At 47.5% G+C, this 23536-nt stretch carries 27 protein-coding genes; 24 read left to right on the forward strand and 3 right to left on the reverse strand.

Annotated features, from left to right (window positions below; translation table 11 throughout):
* The first annotated feature begins 10 nt into the window (after window positions 1-10).
* From ACT53G_RS12115 to ACT53G_RS12215, 21 genes are all read left to right on the forward strand, one after another.
* Window positions 11-553, forward strand: coding sequence for a phage virion morphogenesis protein (locus ACT53G_RS12115; RefSeq protein WP_476169521.1), 543 nt, complete (start codon window positions 11-13; stop codon window positions 551-553).
* Window positions 554-786: 233 nt separating this feature from the next.
* Window positions 787-1938, forward strand: coding sequence for a hypothetical protein (locus tag ACT53G_RS12120; protein ID WP_476169522.1), 1152 nt, complete (start codon window positions 787-789; stop codon window positions 1936-1938).
* 37 nt (window positions 1939-1975) lie between these two features.
* Window positions 1976-2353: a capsid cement protein gene (locus ACT53G_RS12125; protein WP_476169523.1), complete on the forward strand. Its 378-nt coding sequence runs from the start codon at window positions 1976-1978 to the stop codon at window positions 2351-2353.
* A gap of 51 nt (window positions 2354-2404) precedes the next feature.
* Window positions 2405-3367, forward strand: a complete 963-nt coding sequence (locus ACT53G_RS12130) for a major capsid protein (RefSeq protein WP_476169524.1) — start codon at window positions 2405-2407, stop codon at window positions 3365-3367.
* A gap of 64 nt (window positions 3368-3431) precedes the next feature.
* Window positions 3432-4217, forward strand: a complete 786-nt coding sequence (locus tag ACT53G_RS12135) for a hypothetical protein (RefSeq protein WP_476169525.1) — start codon at window positions 3432-3434, stop codon at window positions 4215-4217.
* Window positions 4217-4639, forward strand: coding sequence for a gp436 family protein (locus ACT53G_RS12140; RefSeq protein WP_476169526.1), 423 nt, complete (start codon window positions 4217-4219; stop codon window positions 4637-4639). The genes ACT53G_RS12135 and ACT53G_RS12140 overlap by 1 nt, the downstream gene beginning before the upstream one ends.
* Before the next feature lie 14 nt (window positions 4640-4653).
* Window positions 4654-5049 carry a phage tail terminator protein gene (locus tag ACT53G_RS12145; RefSeq protein WP_476169527.1) on the forward strand — a complete coding sequence of 132 codons (396 nt, stop codon included), beginning with the start codon at window positions 4654-4656 and terminating at the stop codon, window positions 5047-5049.
* Window positions 5046-5216 (forward strand): hypothetical protein, encoded by a 171-nt coding sequence (locus tag ACT53G_RS12150; RefSeq protein WP_476169528.1) that lies wholly within the window; start codon window positions 5046-5048, stop codon window positions 5214-5216. Before ACT53G_RS12145 ends, ACT53G_RS12150 begins: the two co-directional genes overlap by 4 nt.
* The gene (locus ACT53G_RS12155; protein WP_476169529.1) at window positions 5216-6382 is read left to right on the forward strand and encodes a hypothetical protein; all 1167 of its coding nucleotides are present in this window, start codon (window positions 5216-5218) and stop codon (window positions 6380-6382) included. Before ACT53G_RS12150 ends, ACT53G_RS12155 begins: the two co-directional genes overlap by 1 nt.
* Before the next feature lie 9 nt (window positions 6383-6391).
* Window positions 6392-6787 carry a phage tail assembly chaperone gene (locus tag ACT53G_RS12160; protein WP_476169530.1) on the forward strand — a complete coding sequence of 132 codons (396 nt, stop codon included), beginning with the start codon at window positions 6392-6394 and terminating at the stop codon, window positions 6785-6787.
* A gap of 110 nt (window positions 6788-6897) precedes the next feature.
* Window positions 6898-7131: a DUF1799 domain-containing protein gene (locus ACT53G_RS12165; RefSeq protein ID WP_476169531.1), complete on the forward strand. Its 234-nt coding sequence runs from the start codon at window positions 6898-6900 to the stop codon at window positions 7129-7131.
* Window positions 7121-9721: a phage tail length tape measure family protein gene (locus tag ACT53G_RS12170; RefSeq protein ID WP_476169532.1), complete on the forward strand. Its 2601-nt coding sequence runs from the start codon at window positions 7121-7123 to the stop codon at window positions 9719-9721. The genes ACT53G_RS12165 and ACT53G_RS12170 overlap by 11 nt, the downstream gene beginning before the upstream one ends.
* Entirely contained in the window at window positions 9718-10077 is a 360-nt protein-coding gene (locus ACT53G_RS12175) for a hypothetical protein (RefSeq protein WP_476169533.1), read from the forward strand. Before ACT53G_RS12170 ends, ACT53G_RS12175 begins: the two co-directional genes overlap by 4 nt.
* A complete protein-coding gene (locus ACT53G_RS12180) occupies window positions 10070-10612 on the forward strand; it encodes a DUF1833 family protein (RefSeq protein ID WP_476169534.1) in 543 nt (180 codons plus the stop codon). Before ACT53G_RS12175 ends, ACT53G_RS12180 begins: the two co-directional genes overlap by 8 nt.
* A 2-nt stretch (window positions 10613-10614) precedes the next feature.
* Window positions 10615-11028 (forward strand): NlpC/P60 family protein, encoded by a 414-nt coding sequence (locus tag ACT53G_RS12185; RefSeq protein ID WP_476169535.1) that lies wholly within the window; start codon window positions 10615-10617, stop codon window positions 11026-11028.
* Complete coding sequence (locus ACT53G_RS12190; protein WP_476169536.1) at window positions 11013-15125, forward strand: host specificity factor TipJ family phage tail protein; 4113 nt, start codon at window positions 11013-11015, stop codon at window positions 15123-15125. Before ACT53G_RS12185 ends, ACT53G_RS12190 begins: the two co-directional genes overlap by 16 nt.
* Complete coding sequence (locus ACT53G_RS12195) at window positions 15122-15760, forward strand: DUF4376 domain-containing protein (RefSeq protein ID WP_476169537.1); 639 nt, start codon at window positions 15122-15124, stop codon at window positions 15758-15760. The genes ACT53G_RS12190 and ACT53G_RS12195 overlap by 4 nt, the downstream gene beginning before the upstream one ends.
* 180 nt (window positions 15761-15940) lie before the next feature.
* Window positions 15941-16159: a Com family DNA-binding transcriptional regulator gene (locus ACT53G_RS12200; RefSeq protein WP_476169538.1), complete on the forward strand. Its 219-nt coding sequence runs from the start codon at window positions 15941-15943 to the stop codon at window positions 16157-16159.
* Complete coding sequence (locus ACT53G_RS12205) at window positions 16095-16892, forward strand: DNA adenine methylase (protein ID WP_476169539.1); 798 nt, start codon at window positions 16095-16097, stop codon at window positions 16890-16892. The genes ACT53G_RS12200 and ACT53G_RS12205 overlap by 65 nt, the downstream gene beginning before the upstream one ends.
* 89 nt (window positions 16893-16981) lie before the next feature.
* Window positions 16982-18571, forward strand: coding sequence for an SGNH/GDSL hydrolase family protein (locus tag ACT53G_RS12210; RefSeq protein ID WP_476169540.1), 1590 nt, complete (start codon window positions 16982-16984; stop codon window positions 18569-18571).
* Complete coding sequence (locus ACT53G_RS12215) at window positions 18568-18822, forward strand: hypothetical protein (RefSeq protein WP_476169541.1); 255 nt, start codon at window positions 18568-18570, stop codon at window positions 18820-18822. Before ACT53G_RS12210 ends, ACT53G_RS12215 begins: the two co-directional genes overlap by 4 nt.
* Here ACT53G_RS12215 and ACT53G_RS12220 read toward each other — a convergent pair.
* From ACT53G_RS12220 to ACT53G_RS12230, 3 genes are read right to left on the reverse strand one after another with little or no spacing between them, the layout of a single operon-like run.
* Window positions 18819-19685, reverse strand: coding sequence for a hypothetical protein (locus ACT53G_RS12220; RefSeq protein WP_476169542.1), 867 nt, complete (start codon window positions 19683-19685; stop codon window positions 18819-18821). The genes ACT53G_RS12215 and ACT53G_RS12220 overlap by 4 nt on opposite strands.
* A gap of 54 nt (window positions 19686-19739) precedes the next feature.
* Complete coding sequence (locus ACT53G_RS12225; protein ID WP_476169543.1) at window positions 19740-20723, reverse strand: OmpA family protein; 984 nt, start codon at window positions 20721-20723, stop codon at window positions 19740-19742.
* A complete protein-coding gene (locus ACT53G_RS12230; protein ID WP_476169544.1) occupies window positions 20723-21136 on the reverse strand; it encodes a DUF4398 domain-containing protein in 414 nt (137 codons plus the stop codon). Before ACT53G_RS12230 ends, ACT53G_RS12225 begins: the two co-directional genes overlap by 1 nt.
* Before the next feature lie 243 nt (window positions 21137-21379).
* On the opposite strand from ACT53G_RS12230, the gene ACT53G_RS12235 reads away from it, so the two are divergent.
* The 3 genes from ACT53G_RS12235 (at window position 21380) to ACT53G_RS12245 (ending at window position 23525) form a co-directional block, all read left to right on the forward strand.
* The gene (locus ACT53G_RS12235) at window positions 21380-21703 is read left to right on the forward strand and encodes a hypothetical protein (protein WP_476169545.1); all 324 of its coding nucleotides are present in this window, start codon (window positions 21380-21382) and stop codon (window positions 21701-21703) included.
* A gap of 446 nt (window positions 21704-22149) precedes the next feature.
* On the forward strand, window positions 22150-22584 hold the full coding sequence (locus ACT53G_RS12240; protein ID WP_338656322.1) for a hypothetical protein: 435 nt from the start codon (window positions 22150-22152) through the stop codon (window positions 22582-22584).
* A 206-nt stretch (window positions 22585-22790) separates the two neighbouring features.
* A complete protein-coding gene (locus ACT53G_RS12245) occupies window positions 22791-23525 on the forward strand; it encodes a hypothetical protein (RefSeq protein ID WP_476169546.1) in 735 nt (244 codons plus the stop codon).
* The last annotated feature ends 11 nt before the right edge of the window (window positions 23526-23536 follow it).

A 23536-nucleotide genomic window follows, 5' to 3' on the forward strand; every position in this document is an offset into this window, starting at 1 on the left:
GAGTGTCATTTTGGATAGATTAATTGAAGTTGATGATGCTGAGCTTAGAGCGCTTTTAAATCGTTTAGGTACTCTTGATCAGGGGCCGTTAAATGCGTTCCTTTTTGATCTAGGCGAAGGAATTGTTTATCGAATCAATAAAAGATTTGAAACCAGCACTGCTCCTGATGGCACGCCCTGGAAGCCACTGGCCCAAGCGACTTACAATGCATTGGCTGATCGCCTGGGTAAAAGCAATTTTCAGAAAGATGGCCGTTTAAACAGTAAGGGCGCATCCAAGCTGGCCAATAAAAAAATCCTGATTGGTGAGACTGGCGATCTTAAACGGCAAAACCACATATCAGTGATGAACAATGTGCTTTCTGTTTTTAATACTATGATTTATGCAGCCCTTCACATGTGGGGAGGTATGGCTGGCAAAAATCATAAAGTCACCATTCCCGCCCGACCATATTATCCTGTCACACGTGATGGTCAGCTTTACCCTCAAGAGCGTAAAACTATCATTGAGGATCTGAACTTGTTCTTGGCATCTCAAATCAAGCCAAAATAGCATGTGCAATTTTGGCGCTTTAAACGCGTTTTCTCAGTTTCAGGCTATATTGGTATTAAAAAATTCCGTTCTCAATTTTTAACGGGGGGTTAACGCTATTTTTGCCCCATGCGCGTGCATAGTTTTGACCGCAATTTTGTCCCGTGGTAAATTGTTTGCAGTTTCACCTCTCCCGCAATGACCTGACACACGTCAGTATCGAGTAATGTTTCCCCTGCCTCTAACATGGAGGCATGACTAATCCAGCCCCAATCGAATTCTTCAAACCCGGCAAGCATGTCGACACCAGCGGCAAGGTTGTGCACGTCACTGCCGATCATTTGCGTGCAACGGCTGCTGCCTACAAACCAGAGCTGCATGATGCTCCTCTCGTTGTCGGCCATCCAAAAATGGACGATCCAGCATATGGCTGGGTTAAGGCCGTGCAGTTCAACGAGCAAACGCAACGCTTGGAGGCGATCCCGCACCAGGTGGATGCCGACTTTGCTGAGATCGTCAACGATGGCAAATACAAAAAAGTTTCTGCCCGTTTTTACCTCCCAGATTCCCCTGGCAATCCTGTGCCTGGTGTTTATTACCCAAAACACATTGGCTTTTTAGGAGCCACCCCACCAGCCGTTAAGGGCCTCAAATCTGTCAGCTTTGCAGATGATGCCGAAGGCGTGGTCGAGTTCGCCGACTGGGACCAGATGACCATTGCCGGTTTATTCCGAAATATCAAGGATTGGATCATTAGCGCAGCTGGTATTGAGGTGGCTGATCGAATTTTGCCTGCATATCAAATTGAGCAGTTGCAAATCAGCGCTGTACAAGATGATGACGATAAACCGAAAAACATTTCCTTTTCTGAAACCAGTGAGCCTGGAGAACCTATGACACCCCATGAACAAGCCCAATTCGATGCGCTGAAAGCACAAGTGCAAACATTGACTACCGAAAACCAGACTTTGGCAGCCGATAAGCAAACACTGACCACACAGGTGGCCAGCTTTGCAGAGGCGAAAAAACAAACCTTGCACTTAGGTCATGTCAGCTTTGCTGAAGGCTTGATTAAGGCAGGCAAGCTGCTGCCAGCGGATAAGGATGCCACTGTGGTCATGCTCGATAAGCTGGCTGGCGATGAATCTACCGTTGAGTTTGGTGAGGGTGACGGTAAGCAATCGCAGACCCCGCTGGCCATTTACAAGGCGCAGCTGGAAAAAGCGCCGGTGCTGGTCAATTTTGGCGAGCATGCTGGGGCTAGTGTTAATGAGCCTCAGCAACTGTCTGATGACGAGGTTGTGAATCGTGCCCGGGCGTACAAAGCAAAAGTCCAGAAAGAAGGCGTGCATGTAAGTTTTTCTGAAGCTGTTGAAGTTGTACACGCGGGTAAAGACCAAGTCTAAGTTTTTACGCCATTCAGTCATTTTTTAAAGGGTCATCATGAGAAATCAAGGTTTAACAAAAAACTATGTTGCAGGTGCAGTTATTGCAGCCTATCGCATTGTGAAATTCGGTGCTAACGATGCTGAAGTACTTCAAGCAGCAGCTGCCACTGACTTGTTGGTCGGTGTAACCGATAGAGCTTATCCAGAGGCTGCTGGGGAACGGGTTGAAATTACCCGCACAGGCATCGCCGAAGTTGAGTACGGTGGTGCAGTCACGCGTGGTCAAAAATTAACATCTGATGCCACAGGCCGTGCAATTGCAGCAGCGCCTGCTGCGGGGGCCAATGTGCAAGTGATCGGCATTGCCGAGGTGTCTGGCGTACTTGGCGATATCGGATCCATGCTTATCGCGCCGTCTGTAATGCAAGGCTAACTGCAGCTTGCTTTGTTGGTTATTAATTCAAATTTAAATTAAGGAGTAGTCATGCAGTTACCAGCTGAACAGGTAAGTCGCTTGTCGCAAATTGCTATGGCAGTGAAGCCGGAAGGTTTTATTGCAGATTTGGTTTGTCCACGTGTAGATGCGGGAGGTACCAAGTTTAAGTATACCGTCCTGGAAAAGAATGACATGTTCACTATCCCGGACACTAAAGTGGGCCGTAAGAGTGAATTTAACGAAGTTGAATTTGGCTCCAAGCTTTTGGATGGCTCAGTTGAGGATTGGGGGCTGTCAGATGTTGTCCCAGACTCTGATGTTCAAAAGGCTGATGCGGGGGAGATTAACTACCGCCCACTCGAGCTTGCTGCGGAAGGCACAAGCTTGTTGGTAGACCTGGCGCGTGAGAAGCGTGTGGCAGATTTGTATTTTGGCTTAAATACATATGCAGCCAACCAGCGCTTAACCCTCTCTGGTACTGATTTGTGGGATAACACTCAGAGTGACCCGCTGGCTATGATTATGGATAGTCTGGATACCATGTTGGTGCGTCCAAACATTGCTGTCTTTGGTCGTAAAACTTATACCAAATTACGTCGCCATCCCAAAATCGTTGCGGCTGTCCTGAATAACGATGGCCAGATTCATGGTGGTACAGGCGCTGCGGGTTATGTATCGAAACGCTCTTTGGCCGAGTTGTTTGAGGTTGATGAAATCTATGTTGGTGAAACGTTCTATAACAGCGCTAAAAAGGGCCAGGCTTTTAGTGGTGCACGTTTGTGGGGTAACCATGCAGCATTCCTCCGCATTGATCGTAATGTGGCCGCACCTGATCGTATCAGTTTGCCAACTTTTGCAATCACAGCCGAGTTTGGCAAAAAGACCACTCGCCCAGTAGATATGCCAAATCGCGGCATTCGTGGTTCAACTCAAATCATCGTTGCAGAACAAGTTAAAGAATTGATCACCTATCAAGAAGGTGGTTTTTTCTTCCAAAACGCAACCAGTTAACTCAATTGTTCGGTAATAGCCCCGACGCGGGGCTATTTCTCTAAAACGATTTGCAGAGGCCACTATGAAAAAAGCATATTTGGTTTTGTCTCAAATTTCTCATGATGGCAAAACCTTCCTTCCTCCTGGTAGTAATCCAGGTGATGATGAAGACGGCATTATTTATTTAACTGATGAAGAGGCACAGCGCCTAAAGGCTTGTGATGCCATTGAGGAAATTGATGATGGTCCATTAACACCATCAGCTGAAAATACCCCATCGGGCACGCCAAACGGTGAAATCACTTCAGGAAATATCTTAATCGGTCAGTTGATCCTTGACCCCTCATTGACGCGTGGCACGGCTAGTGGTGAAAGCACTGCTGCTGCCGATGCCCTGGCCGAGCAGACCGATAAAGATACCAACCTGGACCCACTGAATAATAAGGATGGTGGTGATGCCACTCTGGCAGCGCAGACAAACGCTGCTGCCAGCACGAATATTGAAGAGGCCAATGGGCCAGCTATCGCAGAGGGTGATGCCTCTGCAACGCCAGAGGCTCCGGAGGCTTCACCCCCCGGAGCCGAAGGCAACCTGACACCTGCCAGTGCCGATGCCGTTAAGGATCCTGCCGATCCTGCCCCAGCGGTAGTTTCTACCGCTGGGGGTGATGGCCAAACTATTCTTGACCCAGCCGCTACGCCTCTTGATGGGGCGGCCACCGGGGGAGCAGCTTCTCCGGTGGTAGCTGAGGCTCCAGTCCAAGCCGATCAGGCTCCGGCAGATCCAGCGCCAGGAGATCCAGCTCAAGCAGATCAGGCTAGCTCTGAAGCACCCAAGAAAACACGCAAAGCGAAAGCTGCTGATTAGTGGCCTACGTCACTTTAGATCAGTTGCAAAAGAGCTTCGGCCAGGCTGAGCTCATCCAGTTAACCGACCGCACAAAAACCGGTGCCGTCGACATGGATGTGCTCAACCGTGCAATTGATGGCGTGACTGCAGATATTGATGCATACCTAGTTAACCGTTACACGTTGCCATTGAATCCTGTGCCTCCTAACTTGGTGCGTATTGCCGCTGATTTGGTCCGGTACCAGCTTTATGACATTAAGGTGCCAGAGCTAGTGAAACAACGCCATGATGATGCAATTGCATTTCTGAAGAGTGTCAGTAATGGGACTGCGTCGCTAGGCGCGTCTCCCACTGGCGAGCCAGTGCAGCCGAGTTCAGGTGGCGTTAAAAGTGTTGCCCCTGGGCGTGTTTTCACGGACGAAAGTTTGAGCGGTTACTGATGATCCAGGAGACGATGGACCGTTTGGCTGGTGGTAGCTTTGCCCTGGTGGGTGGCGCTGCGGATATTGATGATCAGATCCCACTGCCAAACATCCCTGCAGCTTTTGTGGTGTTAGGCGCTGAGCGTGCAAGTGATAGTACCTCAGCAAATGCAATTCAGCAGCTGATCACTGCACAAATTATCGTGTTGTATGCAGTGCGCAACGTGCGCGATCCGAGTGGTGTCGAGGCAATTATAGATCTGCAGCCACTACGCAAAGAGGTAAAGAATAAGTTGATTGCCTGGAAGCCAACCAGTGAATGCGATCCGATTATTTTTCGTGGTGGCCAAATATTGAAGCTTGATTCTAACGGTGTGCTTTGGTGGGTAGATACCTTTGAAACTGAATTTATTGAGAGGCATTTATGAAATCTGAAAATATGTTGTCCGGTGGCAGCTATTTGATTCACCCTGAGACTGAAGAGCTTAAAAAGGTCGAATCAACATTGAGCGCTGAAGAGGCTGCAGCGCTCGAGGCAGCAGCTGCCGAAAAAGCTGCAAGCAACAAGAAAAAGTCTAACCAGGGAGATCAGTAATGTCTGATATTCGTTTACGTGTTCTTTCATGCCTGGCTAAGCCAGAATCTGTTTATGGGGTGGACTCAACTCCAAGTGGTGCAGTCAATGCCATTTTGTTTGCTGGCCAGCCTACGTTAACCCCTATGCAGTTGACTTCTGTGCAGCGTGATACGATCCGGCCGTACTTTGGTAATGCCGAGACATTGCCGACCAGTATTTATGGCAAGTTGGACTTTTCAGTTGAAATGGCTGGATCTGGTACGCCTGGTCTTGCCCCTGCATGGGGTGCCTTGCTGCGTATGTGTGGCTTTAGTGAAACGTTGCTGGCGTCTGATCTAACTGGCACCGGTCAAGCTGGTGGTGGCGCTGGCGGCATCAAATTAGCTGCCGGTGCAAGTGCTATCAGTGATTTTTATCAGGGTATGCCCGTAGAAATTACTGCTGGTACCGGCGTGGGCAACAAAGGCTTAATTTATGACTACGATGGCACTTCTAAAATCGCCAAAGTAGCTGCTGCAACATGGGTGGCAACGGACGCAACATCACAATACAAAATTGGTGCATCCACTGTTTATCGTCGTATCACTGACAATCCTGAATCTGGCACATTGATTTTCAACATCGATGGCGTGCAGCACAAATTCCTGGGGGCACGCGGTAGCGTTTCTGGTGAAGCCAAGATGGACACGCTTGGCAAGCTGAACTTTTCATTTATGGGGCTTTTTGTTCCAGTCACAGATGCTGTACAGCCATCGGTTATTTTGACCAACTGGATACAGCCTCAAGTCATTAATTATCGCAATACACCTTTGGCCCTTGTGCATGGCTATGCAGCGGGTATGGAGTCATTGACATTTGATATGGCAAATCAAGTCGACTTTCACACGCTGATTAATGCGCAAGAGCGCATGATCATGTCGGATAGTAAGCCGACAGGTGCAATCAGTATCGCTGCCGGTAAGGTGGCTGATAAAGATTGGTGGTCTATTGCGCAGAATGCAACCCTGGGGCCGATTGTTCTTCAGCACGGCACTGTTGCGGGTAACAAGTTCGGCATAGTGATGCCGGCAGCGCAGATCGCAGAGCCTAAGTATGGCAGCAAAAATGGGATTGCCATGTTCGATGCCAACATTATTCCGACCCCAGTTTCTGGTAATGATGAATTGTGCATCTCTGCATTCTAAGGAACGGCTATGCAATTTGTTTTACAAGCAGACCCAACCATTGAAAGCGAGGTGATCCTATCTGTGCCTGGCGGTGAACCAGCCAAGGTCACCATGATGTTCAAGTACAAGACGCCACAAGTCTTTTCTGCCTGGTTTGAATATCACCGCCCACGCAATTTGTTTCAGCGTATCTGGTTCTGGTTTATAAAACTATGGATGAAGATCAAGGGGCAGCCTATCCCTACTGCCCGCGAGATCTGCTTGCAGAGCGTCACCGGCTGGAACGAGGTGTATGACGTCCACGGCCCGCTTGAGTTCAGAATCGAGCACTTGACCATACTTTTGGACAGTTATCCCAAATCTGCAGGTGAAATTGTTCAGGCTTATTTCAGGGCTGTGATTGAGGGCCACCTAAAAAACTGAAAGAGGTCGCCAGTAGCTGGTATCTGGCAGGTAAAAAGACCTCTATCACTTATCAGCAGCGCGTTGATGATCTCAAAAAAAATGGTCTGAACGACGAGCAGATAAAAAAAATGCTGGGTGAGCCTGAGGAAGCTATCCAGTACATCTGGCCAGCCAATCAGGCAGCCGTCAATTTGTTTTTTACAGCAGCTACACAATGGCGTTTTGAGTTTGGCGCCTTTATTGATTATGAGGGCGTAAAAACTGCCGCTGAGCTGGCCGGTTTAACGATCAGCGACGAGGATTTTAACGGGTTCCAGATCATGGAGCGCAAAGTCAGATTGGAATACAGCAATGAGCAATGACATTAAAGTTGGAGTCACCATCACTGCGGATGCCAAGTCTGCCACGCCGGTGATTAAAGATCTGGCCACTGAAGAGCAGAAGATCGCTCAAAATGCCCAGGCCGCTGCAGCACAGTTGGCCAACCAAAACAAGCAACTCCAAAATACCACCTTAACTGCTGGCCAGATGACACAAGCCTTGCGTCAGGTGCCCATGCAGTTCACCGATATCGTCACCAGTTTGGGATCTGGGCAGCCACCATTGCAGGTGCTTTTGCAGCAGGGGGGGCAGCTTAAAGACTCTTTTGGTGGGGTTGGCGCAGCGGTCCGTGCTCTGGGTGGCTATATTGTCGGCCTGATTAATCCAACTACAGTCGCAGTAACCGCGGCTGTAGGCTTGGCTACGGCTTATTTTAATGGTCAAAAACAATCCCAGATTTTAAAAGATACGGTTGTTTTAACAGGTGAGGCAGCTGGAAAGACTGCGAGCCAGTTAGAGAACCTGGTGCAGGTCAATGGTCAGCTCACTGGCAAATTTAGTGACTCACGCCAGGCTGTGAATGAGTTGGCCATGTCTGGCAAGCTGGCTGGGGATCAGATCGATATCGCGCTGCGTGGTGTGATCGCCACTAGCCAGGCAACAGGCAAAGAAGTATCTGATGTGGTTGAGGTTTTCGTCAAGCTCGCAGAGGATCCTGCAAAAGCTATCAAAGCGCTTAATAATCAATACAACTTTTTAACTGCTGATATTTACAAGCAGATCGTCGCTCTCCAGGAGCAGGGTAAAACGCAAGATGCTGCCACGTTGGCCATCAAGACTTTTGCCGATACGATGGAAAACCGTAAAAGCCAGGTATTGGATAACGCAGGCCTGATCGAGCGCGGTTGGAATCGTATTAAGTCAGCGATCGACGGTGCCAAAGAGTCTCTTTTGAGTATTGGCCGTGAGGATGATATCGATACTCAAGTAAAGAACGCAGAGGCTAAACTGGCAGGACTGCAGAGTAAAACTGGGTATACCTACACAGACTCATCTGGCACCTTGCGTGCTGCCACCCGTGGTAGTGATCAAGAAATTAAAGCACAAGAGGCCGTGCTGGCTGATCTTAAACGCGTAAAAAGAACCTCCGAGATTTTGGCCAAAGAAGCCGCTGATTTTTTGGCAGGTGAACGCGATAAGGTTAATGCGGTTGATGATCTGAATAAATATCTGGGTGGCAGTAATCGCTTAAATGCAGCTAGTAGGTTGGCCAAGCAGCTCGATGAGGAAAATCAAGCTTTTCAGAATGCCACTCGAGGCCTGCAAAAAAACTCAGCTGAATATCAGCAGGCGCTGCAGGCTCATGAGCAAGCTATTGCCAATATCAAAGCGAGTGCCAAGAAAAAAGGCAATACAGAGTCTACAAAATCCGATGCACAGCAGATGGCTGAAGATACAGCCCGCCTGATTCAAAACTTTCAGCAAGCTGTTGCCCCGGCACAATCCATGTCAGACAAGCTCCAGGAGCAACTAGACAAATATGTTGCTCTGGATCCTGCTGTTAGACGATATCTGCAGGGGCTTGCTGATCAGGTTAAGGCTCAAGAGGCAGTTAATGAAGCTATCGCCCAAAACGATGCCTACATGACAGCAGTCCAGTCTGCGGCTGATGCCGATCAGGCTGTATATGATGAAAACGCAAATGTTTATGATCAGATGCGTCGTCAAAATGAAGACCTCAATGCCTCACTGATCAAAAACGATAAAGACCGTGCAATGGCTCAAATTGAACTTGAGCGTGCACGTGCATTAGAAATTATAGGTATTCGCGAGGCTGCGCGCAAACGTCAGGGAGATATCTCTGATGAGGAGCAGGCACAATACGATGCGCAACGTGAAGAGGTTGAAAAACGCTATGAGCTATCAACCAAGAAAATTGAGTTAGAAACCAAAAAAGCTGCTGATATATCTCGGCAGCTAGGTCTGACTTTTACAAGCTCTTTTGAAAATGCTGTTGTGTCTGGCAAAAAACTGAGCGACGTCCTCCAAGGCCTTGCACAAGATCTTGAGCGGATTATTTTGCGCAAAACGGTTACAGAGCCTTTAGCTAATGCGGTTGGAAGTTTTGACTGGGCCAATATTCTTGGCAGTGCACCTATTGGTAGCGCCGGTACTGGCGATGGTATTTTAGGCTGGGCAAGCAACTTTTTTAGCTTCAATGCCAAAGGCGGCATTTACCCCTCAGGTGACATTAGTCAGTACAGCAATTCCATCGTAACTAAGCCAACATTCTTCACTGGATCACCTCGTGCATTTGCCAAGGGCGGCAATGTGATGGGTGAAGCTGGGGATGAAGGCATTTTCCCGCTCAAACGTATGAGCAATGGCAATCTCGGGGTTGAGGCCAGCGGCGCGGGCAGCAATGGGGTGAATGTCCAGGTGACTTTAATTGAAGATAGCAGCAAGGCTGGCCAGGTGACGCAATCGCAAAACGGTAATACCTCAACAATCAATATTTTTGTTGAGAAAATCACTAACGCTATGAAGGCTGATATTGCTCGGGGTGTTGGATTAGCGCCACAGCTTGAATCTACTTATGGCCTTAATCGTGCAGCTGGGGCACGCCGATGAGTGCATGGCCGTCAGCTTTGCCTTTACCCAACCTTGCGGGGTACAAGCTTAAAAAACGCAACAACGTTTTGCGCACCGACATGGATTCTGGCCAGGCCCGCCAGCGCCGTCGCTCTAGCTTCAAAATGTACGATTTGAATGTGGTTTTTCGGTTTACCAAAACTGAGAAGGCCATATTCGACACTTTTTTTGAAGACACGCTTTTTTCAGGCGTGGCTTGGTTCACGATGGATTTAACACTAGATGGCATCATGAAAACATTTGCAGTGCGCTTTATTCCTGACAGTGTTGATGAGTCTGCGCTCGCTGCCCTTAATTGGGAAGTGAGTGCCAAGATGGAGGCAAAGAATGTCTGATACAGCTTTGTCTCAAGCTATTAAAGAAGCTTACGCATCTGCTCCGGTGGATGATTTTTATTTGTATACCATTGAAATTAATCATCCTGCATTTGTTGATGGGTCTGGCAACCCGACTGCAATCCGTGTGGTTGCTGATGAGGTCGATTTAGTTGCAACCCTTGAAGCAAGTGCGCCCTTGAATGGCGGCCAACAAGTGACGTTTACGGCTTTTGCATTTGATGTGAAGCCGCCAGAGGTATCTGATATTGCCAACCCTGTGATGACATTGGTCATGGACAACGTTAGCACAGAGATTGAAAACAATATCGCGCTTGCAACTGCCTCAGGCGTTAAGGCAGAGGTCACATTCAGAATCTATCTGTCCAGCGATTTATCTGGTCCGCAGAATTATCCGACCACCACCATGACGGTATTTGACATCGTGGCTGATGATTTTAAGGTGACTTGTACCTGCGGCTATAGTGACCCGGCTAATAAGCTGTTCCCGGGTGAGCTATATACACTGCAGCGTTTCCCGAGTTTGTCGAGGTGATCATGCATTGGGCTGAAAGAGATTACCTGGGCAAGCCTTGGGAGAGTGGCGCACAAGGCCCCGATAGCTACAACTGCTGGGGGCTGGTACGTGCCGTGGCCAAAGCACATTTTGACTTTGAGCCACCGCTGATTCCGATAGATGAAACACTGGGATTGCAGGTTCGTAAAATGTTCCGCAAGCATCCTGAGCACAAAAAATATTTTGTGGTAGATGTGCCTGCAGCCGGTGACATTGTTGAGATGGGTACTCAAAAAGATGCCTGGCATGTTGGGATCTGGCTTGATGTAGACGGCGGCGGCGTGCTGCATAGTGTGGAAGGTGCTGGGGTGGTATTTACGCAGCGCCGTCATTTAAGGCTGCTTGGCTGGACGCAATTGGTGTTTTGGAGGTTTAACCGATGCGTGCCAGTTTAGTCATTTGCAAAAACGTGTTGCGCAGTGACTCGGTTGAGGTGACGCCGATCACACGGCGTCGGCGGATCAGCTCATTAGCGCCTGAAACCAAGCAGCCATTTATCTGTATCTACAATGGCCAGCCATTGCTCCGTAAAGACTGGGGGCAATGCGTCGGTGACAATGATGTTGTCACCTTTATCATCCGGCCCCCTCAAGGTGGTGGAGGTGGCAGCAACCCCATGAAGCTCATTCTAACGATTGGCTTGATGTATGCCACAGGAGGATTATCAACGGCAATTACCGGTGCAACTGAAGGGTTCATGTTTGAGCTTGTTAAAGCTGGGATTGGTATTGCCGGTAGTGCTTTGATTAACTCCGCTTTTGGCACGCCCAACCAGCCAAGCAACCGCACTGCTGCCGATCTTGCCACGCCATCGCCCACATATGATTTATCTGCCCAGGGCAATGTCTCCAGGCTGGGTGATCCGATCCCGGTTTTATATGGCACGCTAAAGGTTTATCCTAACTATGCCGCTGAGCCTTATACCGAGTATGCAGGCAACGAGCAGTACTTGTATCAATTGCTATGCATCACACAAGGCTATGCGGATATCGATGCTATCTTTATCGGTGATTCGCCGATCAGCAGCTTTCCTGAAGTGGTTTATGAGGTGGTGCAGCCTCGTGGCACCGTCACTTTGTTCCCAGATGATGTACATACTTCTGCTGATGTCACTGGCCAGGAGGTTTTGACTACACAAGGCCCATTTGTTGCCAACCCGGCAGGTAGCCAAACCAATGCTTTGGCCGTAGATATTGTTTTGCCTCGAGGGCTCTTCTATGCCAACGATGAAGGGGGTATGGATGCACGTAGTATTACCTTCACGGTTGAGGCACAAGCCATTAATAATAGTGGTGCTGCGATTGGTGGATGGCAGACTTTAGGCACGCACACTTTAACTTATGCGACCAATACAGCGCAGCGTTTGTCGTATCGATATGCCGTGGGGCTTGGTCGCTACCAGATCCGCTTGACTCGAAATAGTGGCAAGGATACAAGCAGCCGTGTAGGGAACGATCTTAACTGGACCGCATTACGCGCGTATTTCCCTGGCTCACATCAATATGGAGATATCACACTATTAGCCATGCGTATGCGTGCAACCAACAGTTTATCCAGCACGTCATCCAGAAAGATTAATGTCATTGCCACCCGCAAGCTACCAGTTTGGAGCGGCAGTGCCTGGAGTGCCCCACAGCGGACGCAGTCAATCGCTTGGGCTGCAGCTGATATGTGCAGGGCTAAATATGGTGCGGGCTACACGGATAACAGAATTGATCTGGCACAGCTTAGGACGCTTGAAACAACATTTGCTGCCCGTGGCGACAAATTTAACGCGCTTTTTGATAATAGCGTCACTTTTTGGGAAGCGCTGCAAACTTGCTTGATCGCTGGGCGCACCAAGCCATTCCGGCAATCTGGCAATGTGCATTTTGTTCGCGACCAACCCCGGACACTGCCTGTTTGCATGTTTAACATGCTCAATACAGTCAAGGGCTCATTTTCAGTCAACTACATCATGCCAACTGATGACACTGCTGATGCAGTTGAGGTTGAGTATTTTGATGAGACGATCTGGAATTGGAATTACGTTACTTGCAAACTGCCAGACTCTATTGCCACCACTCCGGCCAAGGTCAAATTATTTGGGGTGACCAACCTAAACCAAGCATGGCGCGAGGGTATGTATCTTGCGGCCCGAAATAAATGGCGCCGTACCCATGCAACCATAGGTAGCGAAGCTGAAGGCTTTATCCCTAGCTTTGGTGACCTCACAGCGATTCAGCATGACCGGCCACAGTTGGGACAAGGCGGCGAGATATTAGGCTGGGATAGTGCGACCAGGACAGTCACTTTAAGTGAGCCATTAAACTGGGCTGATTCTGGCAACCATTATTTTGCCTTTCAATACCGCGATGGTTCAGTCAGTGATGCTTACCTGGCTACGCAAGGCACAGCAGACAATCAAGCTGTGCTGGATGTGCCATTAACCTTTGTGCCTGATATCGGCCTCGATCGTGAGCGCACCAGGTATGCGTTTGGCATTGCCAATAAAATGTATATGCGCATGCTGGTCTCTGCCATTAGGCCGAGGGATGGCTACCACTGCGAACTTGATTTTGAAATTGAAGATGATCGCATTCATACAGCGGACGCAACGGGGTCTGCCGGCAGTGCTTCACCAGGCTCTAATTTGCCGGTAGTGATTACTCGGCCATCAGTGGGTGATATTATCGTCAATTTATCTGCAGATGCTTCAGAAGTTAACGTCAGCTGGCCACCTTCAGCAGGAGCTGAAAAGTATGCTGTGGAAATCAGTTACGATGATGGCGCCAGCTGGACGCGTAAAGGTGAGCCTATATCTTCACAGCTGACTTTTGCTGTCATGCCTGGGGCAATCAAAATTCGTGTGGCCGCGCTTGGTTTAACGCAAGGTGACTGGGCTGTCTGGACTGGTGATATTTATAGCAACATTGTGCCATTGCCAAATGTGCAGGGTTTTACATTGGTGCAACCGTTTGTCGGTCGATCATTAAAGGTTAAATGGTCAGCGACGGCGGGGGCTGATTATTATGCGATCGATGTCTACGATACCGCATCGATGACCAAGCGCCGCAGTGTCTCCAGTCAGGCATTGGACTATGAATACACCTATGAAGATGCGCGTGCGGATGGTGGGCCTTGGCGATCAGTCACACTGCAAATTAAAGCCAAGAATAGTGCGGGCGCAAGCTCGATGTCGTTTGCCAGTTTAATCGCTTCAAATCCACAGATTGCAGTGCCAGGTGGTGTATTTGCCACTGCAGGACCAACTGCGGTAACTGTTGGCGCAACAAAGCCAAATGACACTGATTTTGCTGGGATGCTTGTATACGGTAGCACTGTCTCAGGTTTTACCCCGAACAGTAGCAACTTGGTATATGACGGGCCGGAAACAAGCCGCATCATATCGCCATTGGTAGCAGCTGTGCCTATGTATTTTAGAGTAGCGTTTTACGATACTTTTGGCCTGGATAATTTGAATTTAAGCTCTGAAGTATCTGCAACACCTCTTGGCCTTGGTGGGGTCCCAACTGTTAATACAGTACCGACGACGACCTATGCAGGCGATGTTGTTTATTGCATATCTGACCAAAATATCTACGAATGGCAAACTGATCATTATGTCCAGGCTCAGCCACAAGTTGCTGCTACAAGGATAGTGGCTGCGACACTTAGTGCGATTAGTGCAAACCTTGGGAATATTACTGGTGGTTCGCTTAACATCAATAACAACTTTATTGTTTCTGAATTGGGAGAGATGACTGCCCTTACTGGAACATATGGTGGTCAGCTCTTAGCTGGCGTTTTGGATTTCACACAGCTTGATGGTGTAAGAAACACTTATTTAACACCAGGTGTTTACACAATAACTGTACCTGCTAATAAAACAACAATGCGCGCTACATTATGTGCAGGATCTGGTGCTGGCGGTGGTGCCGGTAATGTTAATGGCTCTGGGGGCGCGGGTGGAGGTTCAACGGGCGTTTATACCGCAACATTTACTGGCTTAACACCAGGCGCAACTTATACTTTAACAGTTGGAGCAAAAGGTATTAAAGGCAATAGAGCGCCATATAGTGGTAGTTTTACAAGCTATGGTTCTCCTGGCGGAGATGGTGGTGATACATCTATTTCTGGTCTTTTGACCGCCGTTGGGGGCAAAGGAGGGGCCGCAGGCGGCCCTCTTCAAAGTGGAAGTATCCCAGGAGGGGCTGCAGGGACAAACGGCCGTCCTGGTCAACCTGGTAGCGGCGCACAATGGGGGGCAGGTACACCTGGCGCAGGGGATGGTTCTGGAGGCCCAGGTGGCTTACCTGGTAATGGATCATCAATTTTATCCGGGTGTAAGGGCGGTAACGGTGGTACAGCAGGGATTAATGCTAACACTGCTGAAGATGGACAAGACGGCTTCGCATATATTGAGTTTTTTAATCCAAATGCTGTTGTATTACAAACTACTTATAGTGCGCTGATTGCTAAATTACAACAGCAGAATATTCAAACGCCATGATAGTTCGTAACTTTACTTTGCCAGATGGAAGAATCCTCGTATATCACAGTTATACCGAGGCTGTTATCGATATTTTAAACAGCAAGGTGAAATACTTATCGCGATCAAGAGAAAAAGAAACCTCCGCTGACTACGTTGTTTTATATGTTGAGTCTAGTTTTGGACAATGGTCACCAGAATTAATAAGCAACAAAACTGCAATAGAAGCTCTGACTAATGGTCATTTAAAGCAATACGGCATTGTAGAGCTTGAACCTAAAACATTTATCGAGCTTCAGGCTGATAAATCAAATGACATTTTAAGTGCTTGCCGTGCTCATATTTATGCAGGATATGAGAGTGATGCGCTTGGGACTGTACACATTTACCCTTGCAATGAAACTGATCAACTCAATATGTCTGGCACCGTGCAGCGATCAATGTTACCTAGCGCTCTACCGACTGACGTTTATATGTTTTTATGCGCTGACCAAGCTGGTGTCTGGGAGTATCGATCACACACGGCGACAGAAATTCAAAAGGCTGGGGATGATGCATATACGCATATACTCAATGCAAGAATCAAAAACGCTCAGCTACAAGATCAGATCTTAAAAGCAACCAGGCCTGAGCAACTTGAAGCAATCAATTGGTAATGCTGACGGCAGTCAGTAGGGTTTAATCAAGCCCGTCTTATTAAACTGGCGATGCAAAAGAAACAGGGCGAGAGCGTTAACTATAGCGAGTAGTTAACACCCCCGTCTCACCGTAATGTAGCTACGGATCAACCGAGGCCCTGCCACCCACGTGGGCGGGTCGATTATAAGGGCGACCGTATGCGTAGCACAAAGGAAAAACACACAGAGTTTCGCTGTGTTAGTTGTAACCGTAAGTTGGCTGAAGGCATGGCCATAAGTTTGAGTATCAAGTGTCCGCGTTGCGGATTCATTAATAGTTTTGAGCGTCATGAACGCCTAGATGATAGGAGTCATGATGCAAGATCGATCTTTAACAAAACGGAAATCGCCCCTGGCATGGGTCGGGGGCAAGAGTAAACTCACCGGCACCATCATTCCACTGATACCGGCGCACAAGTGCTATGTAGAAGTGTTTGCTGGTGCCGCATGGGTGCTTTTTAGAAAAGAACAAAGCAAGGTGGAAGTGATCAACGATATTAACGGTGATCTGATTACCTTGTATCGAGTATTACAGAATCACCTGGAAGAGTTTGTGAAGTACTTCAAATGGTCCCTGATCAGCCGCGATGAATTTGAACGCCAGCTGCAGGTAACGCCACACACGCTCACCGATATTCAACGTTCGGTCAGATTCTACTACCTGGTGCGTACATCATTTGGCGCTAAGGCTGTAAATCAGTCCTTTGGGGTTGCCAACAGCACTCCGCCAAGGCTTAACTTTAATCGTATTGCAGAGGACCTCACAGAGGCGCATTTGCGGTTAAGCCGGGTCACCATTGAAAACCTGAATTATGCTGAGCTGATTACCAGGTATGATGGCGAGCACGTGTTCTTTTATGTGGATCCGCCATACTGGGATTGCGAGGGTGATTATGGCAAGGGCTTGTTCGATAAGACCGACTTCATTACACTACGTGACAAGCTGGCCAGCGCTAAGGGTAACTGGATGGTCAGCATCAACAACGTGCCTCAGATCCGCGAGCTGTTTGCAAACTTCCATATCCGTGAAGTCAAAACCTCGTACAGCATCGCCAGCGCCGGTAACAAGCCAGTAACCGAGCTTTTAATCACCAATTATCTACCCCAATAACAAGCCTCTGACGCATGTCAGATGCACACCATCGCGCGCCAGATAGTCCCTAAACTAACCAAAATTATTCGGTTCTTTAGGGACAAATCATGGCTTTAAAATTTGAGATCATTGGCAATAACCTGGTCGTCACTGACACTGCTGACAATAGCGTTAAATTAGAGCGTCCAGCCGCAGATGTTTACGCAATCTGTGAAGCCGATAAATGGAAGCTGGTAACACGTACAGATCGCAGCGATGTGCTTTTAACCAATAACTATAACAGCCTGGTTGATTCAGTTAATACAGGCTTCAGTAAGGATACGTTTACCAATTTCTGTCGTCACAGCCTCGGTGCTTTGAAGCAAGGGGGATTTACCTTTATTGATCCGGATGCTGTACCAGTTTTATCGCAAGCGCAGATTGATGCTGGAGGTAAAGGAGTAGCTTTCAAATCTACGTTTATTCTTGAAGATGGAAGTGCTTGGTTCGATAGGGGAAACCTTCAAGGCCCAATTTTATCCGGTGTTTTAGGGGATAGCTCCACTGCTGGCGGCACCCTCAGTGCTGATGGCGTTCAGGTTACCGTAAACAATAACGGAACTTATGTTTACCCGCCGCAAGCGATTGGATATGAACGTGCAGGTGGTCAAAGTTGGTTGACGCATTTGGCATTTCTATCCAAGGGTAGAATCATTGTTAATCATAATGGTGGTTGTTCAACTGATAATTCAGTAGGTTGCTTGAATCGATTGGATTATGAGATTGCTCAGAAACCGCATCTGCTTTTTTTGCAAATGGGTTTAGTGAATGATTTTGCGCAAGGGGTGCCTTGGGAAACGACAAAAGCGAACATTATTACAGCTGTTAAAAAAACTAGATTGGCAGGTATCGTACCTGTTTTGGTTACCCTCTACCCATCCAACACGGCTAGTTCATCCGAAGCATTCAGGTTGCGAAATGCATGGATAAAGAATTATTCATTGCGTAATAACATTGCTCTGGCAGATCCTTATAAATTCACGGCCACTGTTAATGGCGCTTATATTGCAGGCATGAATGTAGATGAAACTCATCCATCAACTCTTGGCGCATTTACAGCGGCTCTAGGTATTTTAGGTCAATTGCAGCAACAAGGCATCATTGGTGCTTTGCCATTAGCATCATCCTTTCCTTATCTTGCTGATTATGTACCGGCTGACAATACCACTAGTCTGCAAAACATGCTTCAAAATGCCTTGTTTTTATCTTCTGGTTCTGGGATTCCCACATCTTGGAATATTACAGGCACAGGCACTCCGTCAATTAACAATAACCCAGGTTCAGGAGTTAAAGGAAATAGCTGGCTCTATACCTTAGCGCAAGGGCAAACACTCACCAATCTCAGAGCTAGTGCAGTGAGTATTGTTGGGCATAGATATGCCTATTGCGGATTGTTTCGAACTAGTGGCGCGCAAGCAGCTGGAGCCACTTACAGTATTGGGAATGTACGTAACCCAACAGCATCAACTCCCAATCAAGCGCAAGCCGCAACCGCTATGGTTGGTGTGGATTTCACAGAATGGACGCCGTGGTATGTTGAGTTTATTTCGACCGATATTTCAATACAAGTTCAGCCAATATTGAATGTCAGCTCGCCAAATGGAGCTTGTAGCTTTGAAATTGCTATGCAGAGATTAATTGATTTGGATGCACTATGAAAACGATTGTATTTTTATTCATTCTACAGAGCATCTATTCGTTTTTGTCCACATGCCGAATCAATAACGCTGTAGGTGACAACACATTTAAATATGTTCTTTCGGCAGCTGGAAGTGACATTGTTAAATATGTAATCAGCGCAAGCATTGCTGTGCAGGTTGTTTTATATGCTCAATGGGCGATTATTTTAACAACGGTTGCAGGCGGTGTTGTTGGCAATATGGTAGGACATAAAATCAAGAAAAGCTAAATCCATCTTATAGTTTTATTATTTAAAGGCATTAATGCATCTTCTAATAGGTGGCGATAAACATACTCTCTAATTTCATCACTCAATTCCCTTGCACCTTTAAAGGGTAAAGTCTTTGGTGTATTTCCATCAACTTTAGGAATTAAATTTTTAAACTGTAATAGACTTATAAACCCCAGTTTTTTTAGTTTTTTAGATAGATGTTTATAAAATTCTGATTCATGCCCTAATGTTCCAATAGGATTTGCACCATAACTAACTATCAATAGATAGCCAATGTTTAAAACTGCCAGATGGCCTTTAATTGATACCGGGATTAAGTCGTAAAACTCATTGAATGCATGGTGGTTGCTTTCAATGTTCGACTTATTAGTGAAGCCAATCCAGATATTCATGCTGGATGGTATTTTCCCACCGCCACTTCTAAACCTCATTCTTTCCGTTTGGGTATGTGTTTCATGATTGTCATGAAGCATTTCTCTTACCATTAGATAGCATGTGTACCACCTTATAATTCTCATGGTTTCAGATTTTGTGGGAATTATCCATTTACCAAGAATATAAGGTCTCAAAATTTGAGAGACCGAGTTTTGGATTTTATTACTCCAAGATTCATTACATTTTTTGCATAAAACCGCTGATGTTGAATCTTCAGCTTTTGCTATCTTTTTGTCGAATATAATTGCTCCATTAGGTAGCCGATTAGAATAATACGAGAATTTCTTGTAGTGCAATTTATACTTATCTAACAACCTATAAGCCCATGCCGGTACGATATGTTCTTGGCTGGTAGGGTACCGTTCACCACAGAAAATGCATTGTGTTACTGGGATATCTCTTTTAACTGAGTTTTGTTTAGACATTAATTAGATAGATCTGAAAATATCAGAATCTTAAGTATATGCCCTTTAGGTTAATCACTTCGATAGTTGTAACCCAAATAATTTGCAAATTTGCGCCAAATTTCGCGCGACGTTACAATTAGCGTCTGTATTTTCAATGATGACTTCAACACGACGGTTTAACTGGCGCCCAGATGCACTATCATTGCCCGAGACTGGTGAGGTTTCACCCTTGCCAGCAGTCACGAGGCGATCTGAATGGATGCCCTGTTTCATTAGCCAGCCCTTAACCGAGTCTGCGCGGCGTTGTGACAACGCTTGATTGTAGTCAGCATTGCCGACAGTGTCTGTGTGGCCTTCGATCATCACAGAGCGATTTTGATGCTGATTGAGGAAGGTCGCAAGTTTGGCTAAATTTGTCGTCGCACCACTTTTTAGCTCAGCTTTGCCGGTGTCAAACAACACGTCGCCTAGCGTTACAACGAGGCCACGTTCGGTTGGCTTGGCGTTGAGTTCTGCAATCTGGCGTTGCAAATCAGAGGCTTTCTGTTGCGCATTCGCTGACTCTTGTTGTGCAGCCAGTGTTTTGAGCCGTGAGGATTCTGCATTGCTGCGCGCATTCTCAACCTCCTTTTGCGCCGCTAGCGTTTCTATCCGTGCGGAATCAGCGTTGCTGCGTGCAATATCAACTTCTTTTGTCCGGGAGTCGAGGCGTGCAGTTTCCCGTTGCTGGCTCAAGGCCGTGCGTTGCTCAACGAGCAGGCGACTTTCGGCCAGTGCTTGTGCGGTATCGACCTTGCGTTCTGCGATGTACATCAGGTGCGCAACTTGTTCTTTGTCGCCTTGAGATACCTCGGCAGCACGGACTGCCACTTCGGCCTCCTTGATCGCGACGGGGGCCTGGCTTGCCAGTGGCTGATTAGATTGCAACATGGTCAATTTACTGCGGGCATTGTTGACCGCTTCTGGTTGTATTTGTCTGGCTGTACATGCCACCAACAAGACGGATGCCACAGCGGTGGATATGAGTGTTCTAGCGTTAAAAATTTGTGTGTTCATTATTGATCTCCTGTCTTACGCTTCATTTCCATTTTTAATGTGTCAGTCCCTTTTTGCATCTGCTCGTTAACCACACGGGCTTTTGCCACTTCGGCTAGGGCGGAGGCCAACTTAGCGTCAGCGCGTGCCTGTTGGGCAAGGCGTTGTGCCAGAATCATTTTCTGTTCTTGTACTGCGCTGTGCGCTGCAGAGAGTTTGTCGCGTGCGGTACTCAGTTCGACGGCAGCATAATCCGCAACACTTGCTCTTTCTGCACTCGCGATGGCTTGCTCCGCGGCTTGCAAAGCAGAAGTTGGCGGTTTGGGTGTTGAGGCGCAACCACTGAGCAGCAACAATGCTGTAAATGCGGAGGCCAAGCCCCAGGACAACAGGCGATGACTCTTTGCCTGTGGTAAATGTAATGTGTGTGCCATGTGTTTCTCCTTGTATGAATCGAGGCACTTAGTACCTAGTGCATACAAGTATTCCAGACGACGGTTGAATGCTCCGTGCACTGGCGTACATAAGCCATCGGGCTTAGTTGCTTAACTTGCATCGATCCGATAATCCTCTAACTGAATCTTCACTACCGCTGCAACACGGATTAATCCATGAAGTATTTGATTAAAAATCACGCGCTCACTAGAATGAAAGTCCGATTTTTTGAAAGGTAAACGATGGATAATCCTAAACAAGTCATTGCGGCTTTAGTGCTGGGTTTTTTCTATTTGACAGCTACAACGAGTGTGATTGCTGCGGATAAATGGAGCGATGGGCACGTGGACGAGCATGAGCACCACCATGGTAAAGACGGACACGCGGATGAGCATGAGCATCACCACGGTAAGGACGGCCATGCGGATGAGCACGAGCATCACCATGGCAAAGATGGTCATGCGGATGAACATGAGCACCATCATGGGAGTGACGGCCATGCAAATGAACATGAGCATCATCACGAAGACGGTAGCAAAGAAAACAAGCATGAGCATCATCACTAACTGGCGCTGCCTGGCAACGAAAGATGCTAGCGGTATGGTTTTAGCCATCACCAAATAGGGAGGGTTGGTTGTTAATGAATCAATTCGGGAAAAACTCCTATAGGCAACTTGGTGCTATCCCGGCATGATGCGACTGAGGGCTTGATTTACCACTAGGACCACTGAACGTAACCTCGGTTATGTGCAGCGGGGTAAACCAAACCCTGCATTCGATTAAACGCATATTGATCTCAATGCAAAAAAAGCATCTCTTCGGAGGTGCTTTTTTACTTTGCATGGCTGAAATCTTCTCATTTTAAATCAAGGTCACCACTGATCCTGGTTTTGTCCTGTCTTGTACGAAAATTCCTACAAGAGGTTCAGCCTGATGTGTATTCGTTCAGGTGGTTGATTATTGGATCATAGAGGCTGTGTGAAAACAGTCATCAGTGATTGGGGAGGTTAATATGCCAAAAACAACATCACCGCGTACATTTACAAGTGCACTCTCTCTACTTGCCATTACAATGGGCGCAGTTTCTGCGGCCTTAATTGTGATGTGCATAGGAATGTACTTCACGATTCTGTCAGTAGATGATTCAACGTCAGTCAAAGTGCATGCAAAGGCGGTGGAAGCGACAGCGATCGTGCCTGCTGATACTCAAGTACTCGTTGGATTCAATGGCAAGTTGACTTACACGAATGCGCCCATGATCAATGAGGCTGGTGCGGATACGCATTTGAGAGATGCCTTGTTCCGTGAGGAAGCCGAGGAAGAGATGGCGTCGTCTGCAGAGCCGCGCTTGCAGCAAGAGGTACCCCTTGCCCGCACTTATCTTGCAACGGCTCATTTGCCTGTGCAGCCGGTTCATTTTCGTGCAGTCAAACGTGTGATGGCTTAAATGCGCTGCCTTGATTGGCTACGCATTTGTGAGAATGTATGAAAAAGGGTGTAAACATAATGGCAATGATTGAAATTTATTTCTTTTTAAGGCATTGTTAGAGATTGCATATCCTATTGGCGTAAAACTATACCTGACCGAATTTGTGGAAATATGCATTGTCTTCAACATCAAACACAACCCTTGGGGATAAGGGTTTGCCTACCATGATCTACTGCTCATATCATTTTGCGCCTACTCAGCGTGGCGAAATCCAGATTGGTAAAATCAATGTACTATTGATAGGTGTGCTGATCGTCATCTTGCTCGGCCTGATTATCAAGGGGGAGGAGCGCGAAGAGGGCAGCGCAGCAACCCTGCGTATTCAAAATCAGGTCTCTGCCGTGGCTGCCCCCGAGGTGAGCGCACAAGTAACCAGCGAGCTGACACAGGCTGTGTCTGAGACGACGCCAGCCCCTGAATCAGAGGAGATGCCGGTGAAAAAATCGGGCAAAAAAACGGATACCCTTGCTCACAAAAAAAATGCATCGCCTGAGCCAGCCACCGAGCAGCCAGCCTCAACGACAGTTGTAGCACCCCATGCACATGTGGCAGCGAATCCGGTGCCTGCAGCAACAAGTGAAGAGAATTTACAAAAAGACAGCTCCAAAAAAATGATTGTTTTTAATATCTGGAGTGTATCCGAACTCAGGCTCAGAAGTGCCTATGCGGCCTATATGAACGATAGTGCGGTGCCAGCCGTTCAGCTTGAGGGCAGAAAAAAAGAGTATTTGAGTTTTGCCAGCCACCGTACAAAAAAATGTGGCGAACTGGATGGCAAGTTTGCCAGCAATATCAATACGGTAGAGAAGCTGACACTGTTGAAGGGTGATGCTGAAGTGTTGCAATGTCATACCATAGAGAATAACCTAGAGATTGATCGGCTCAGTGCCATTCAGTAAGGGTGGTCTCA

The sequence above is a fragment of the Methylophilus sp. DMC18 genome (genome assembly GCF_056314005.1).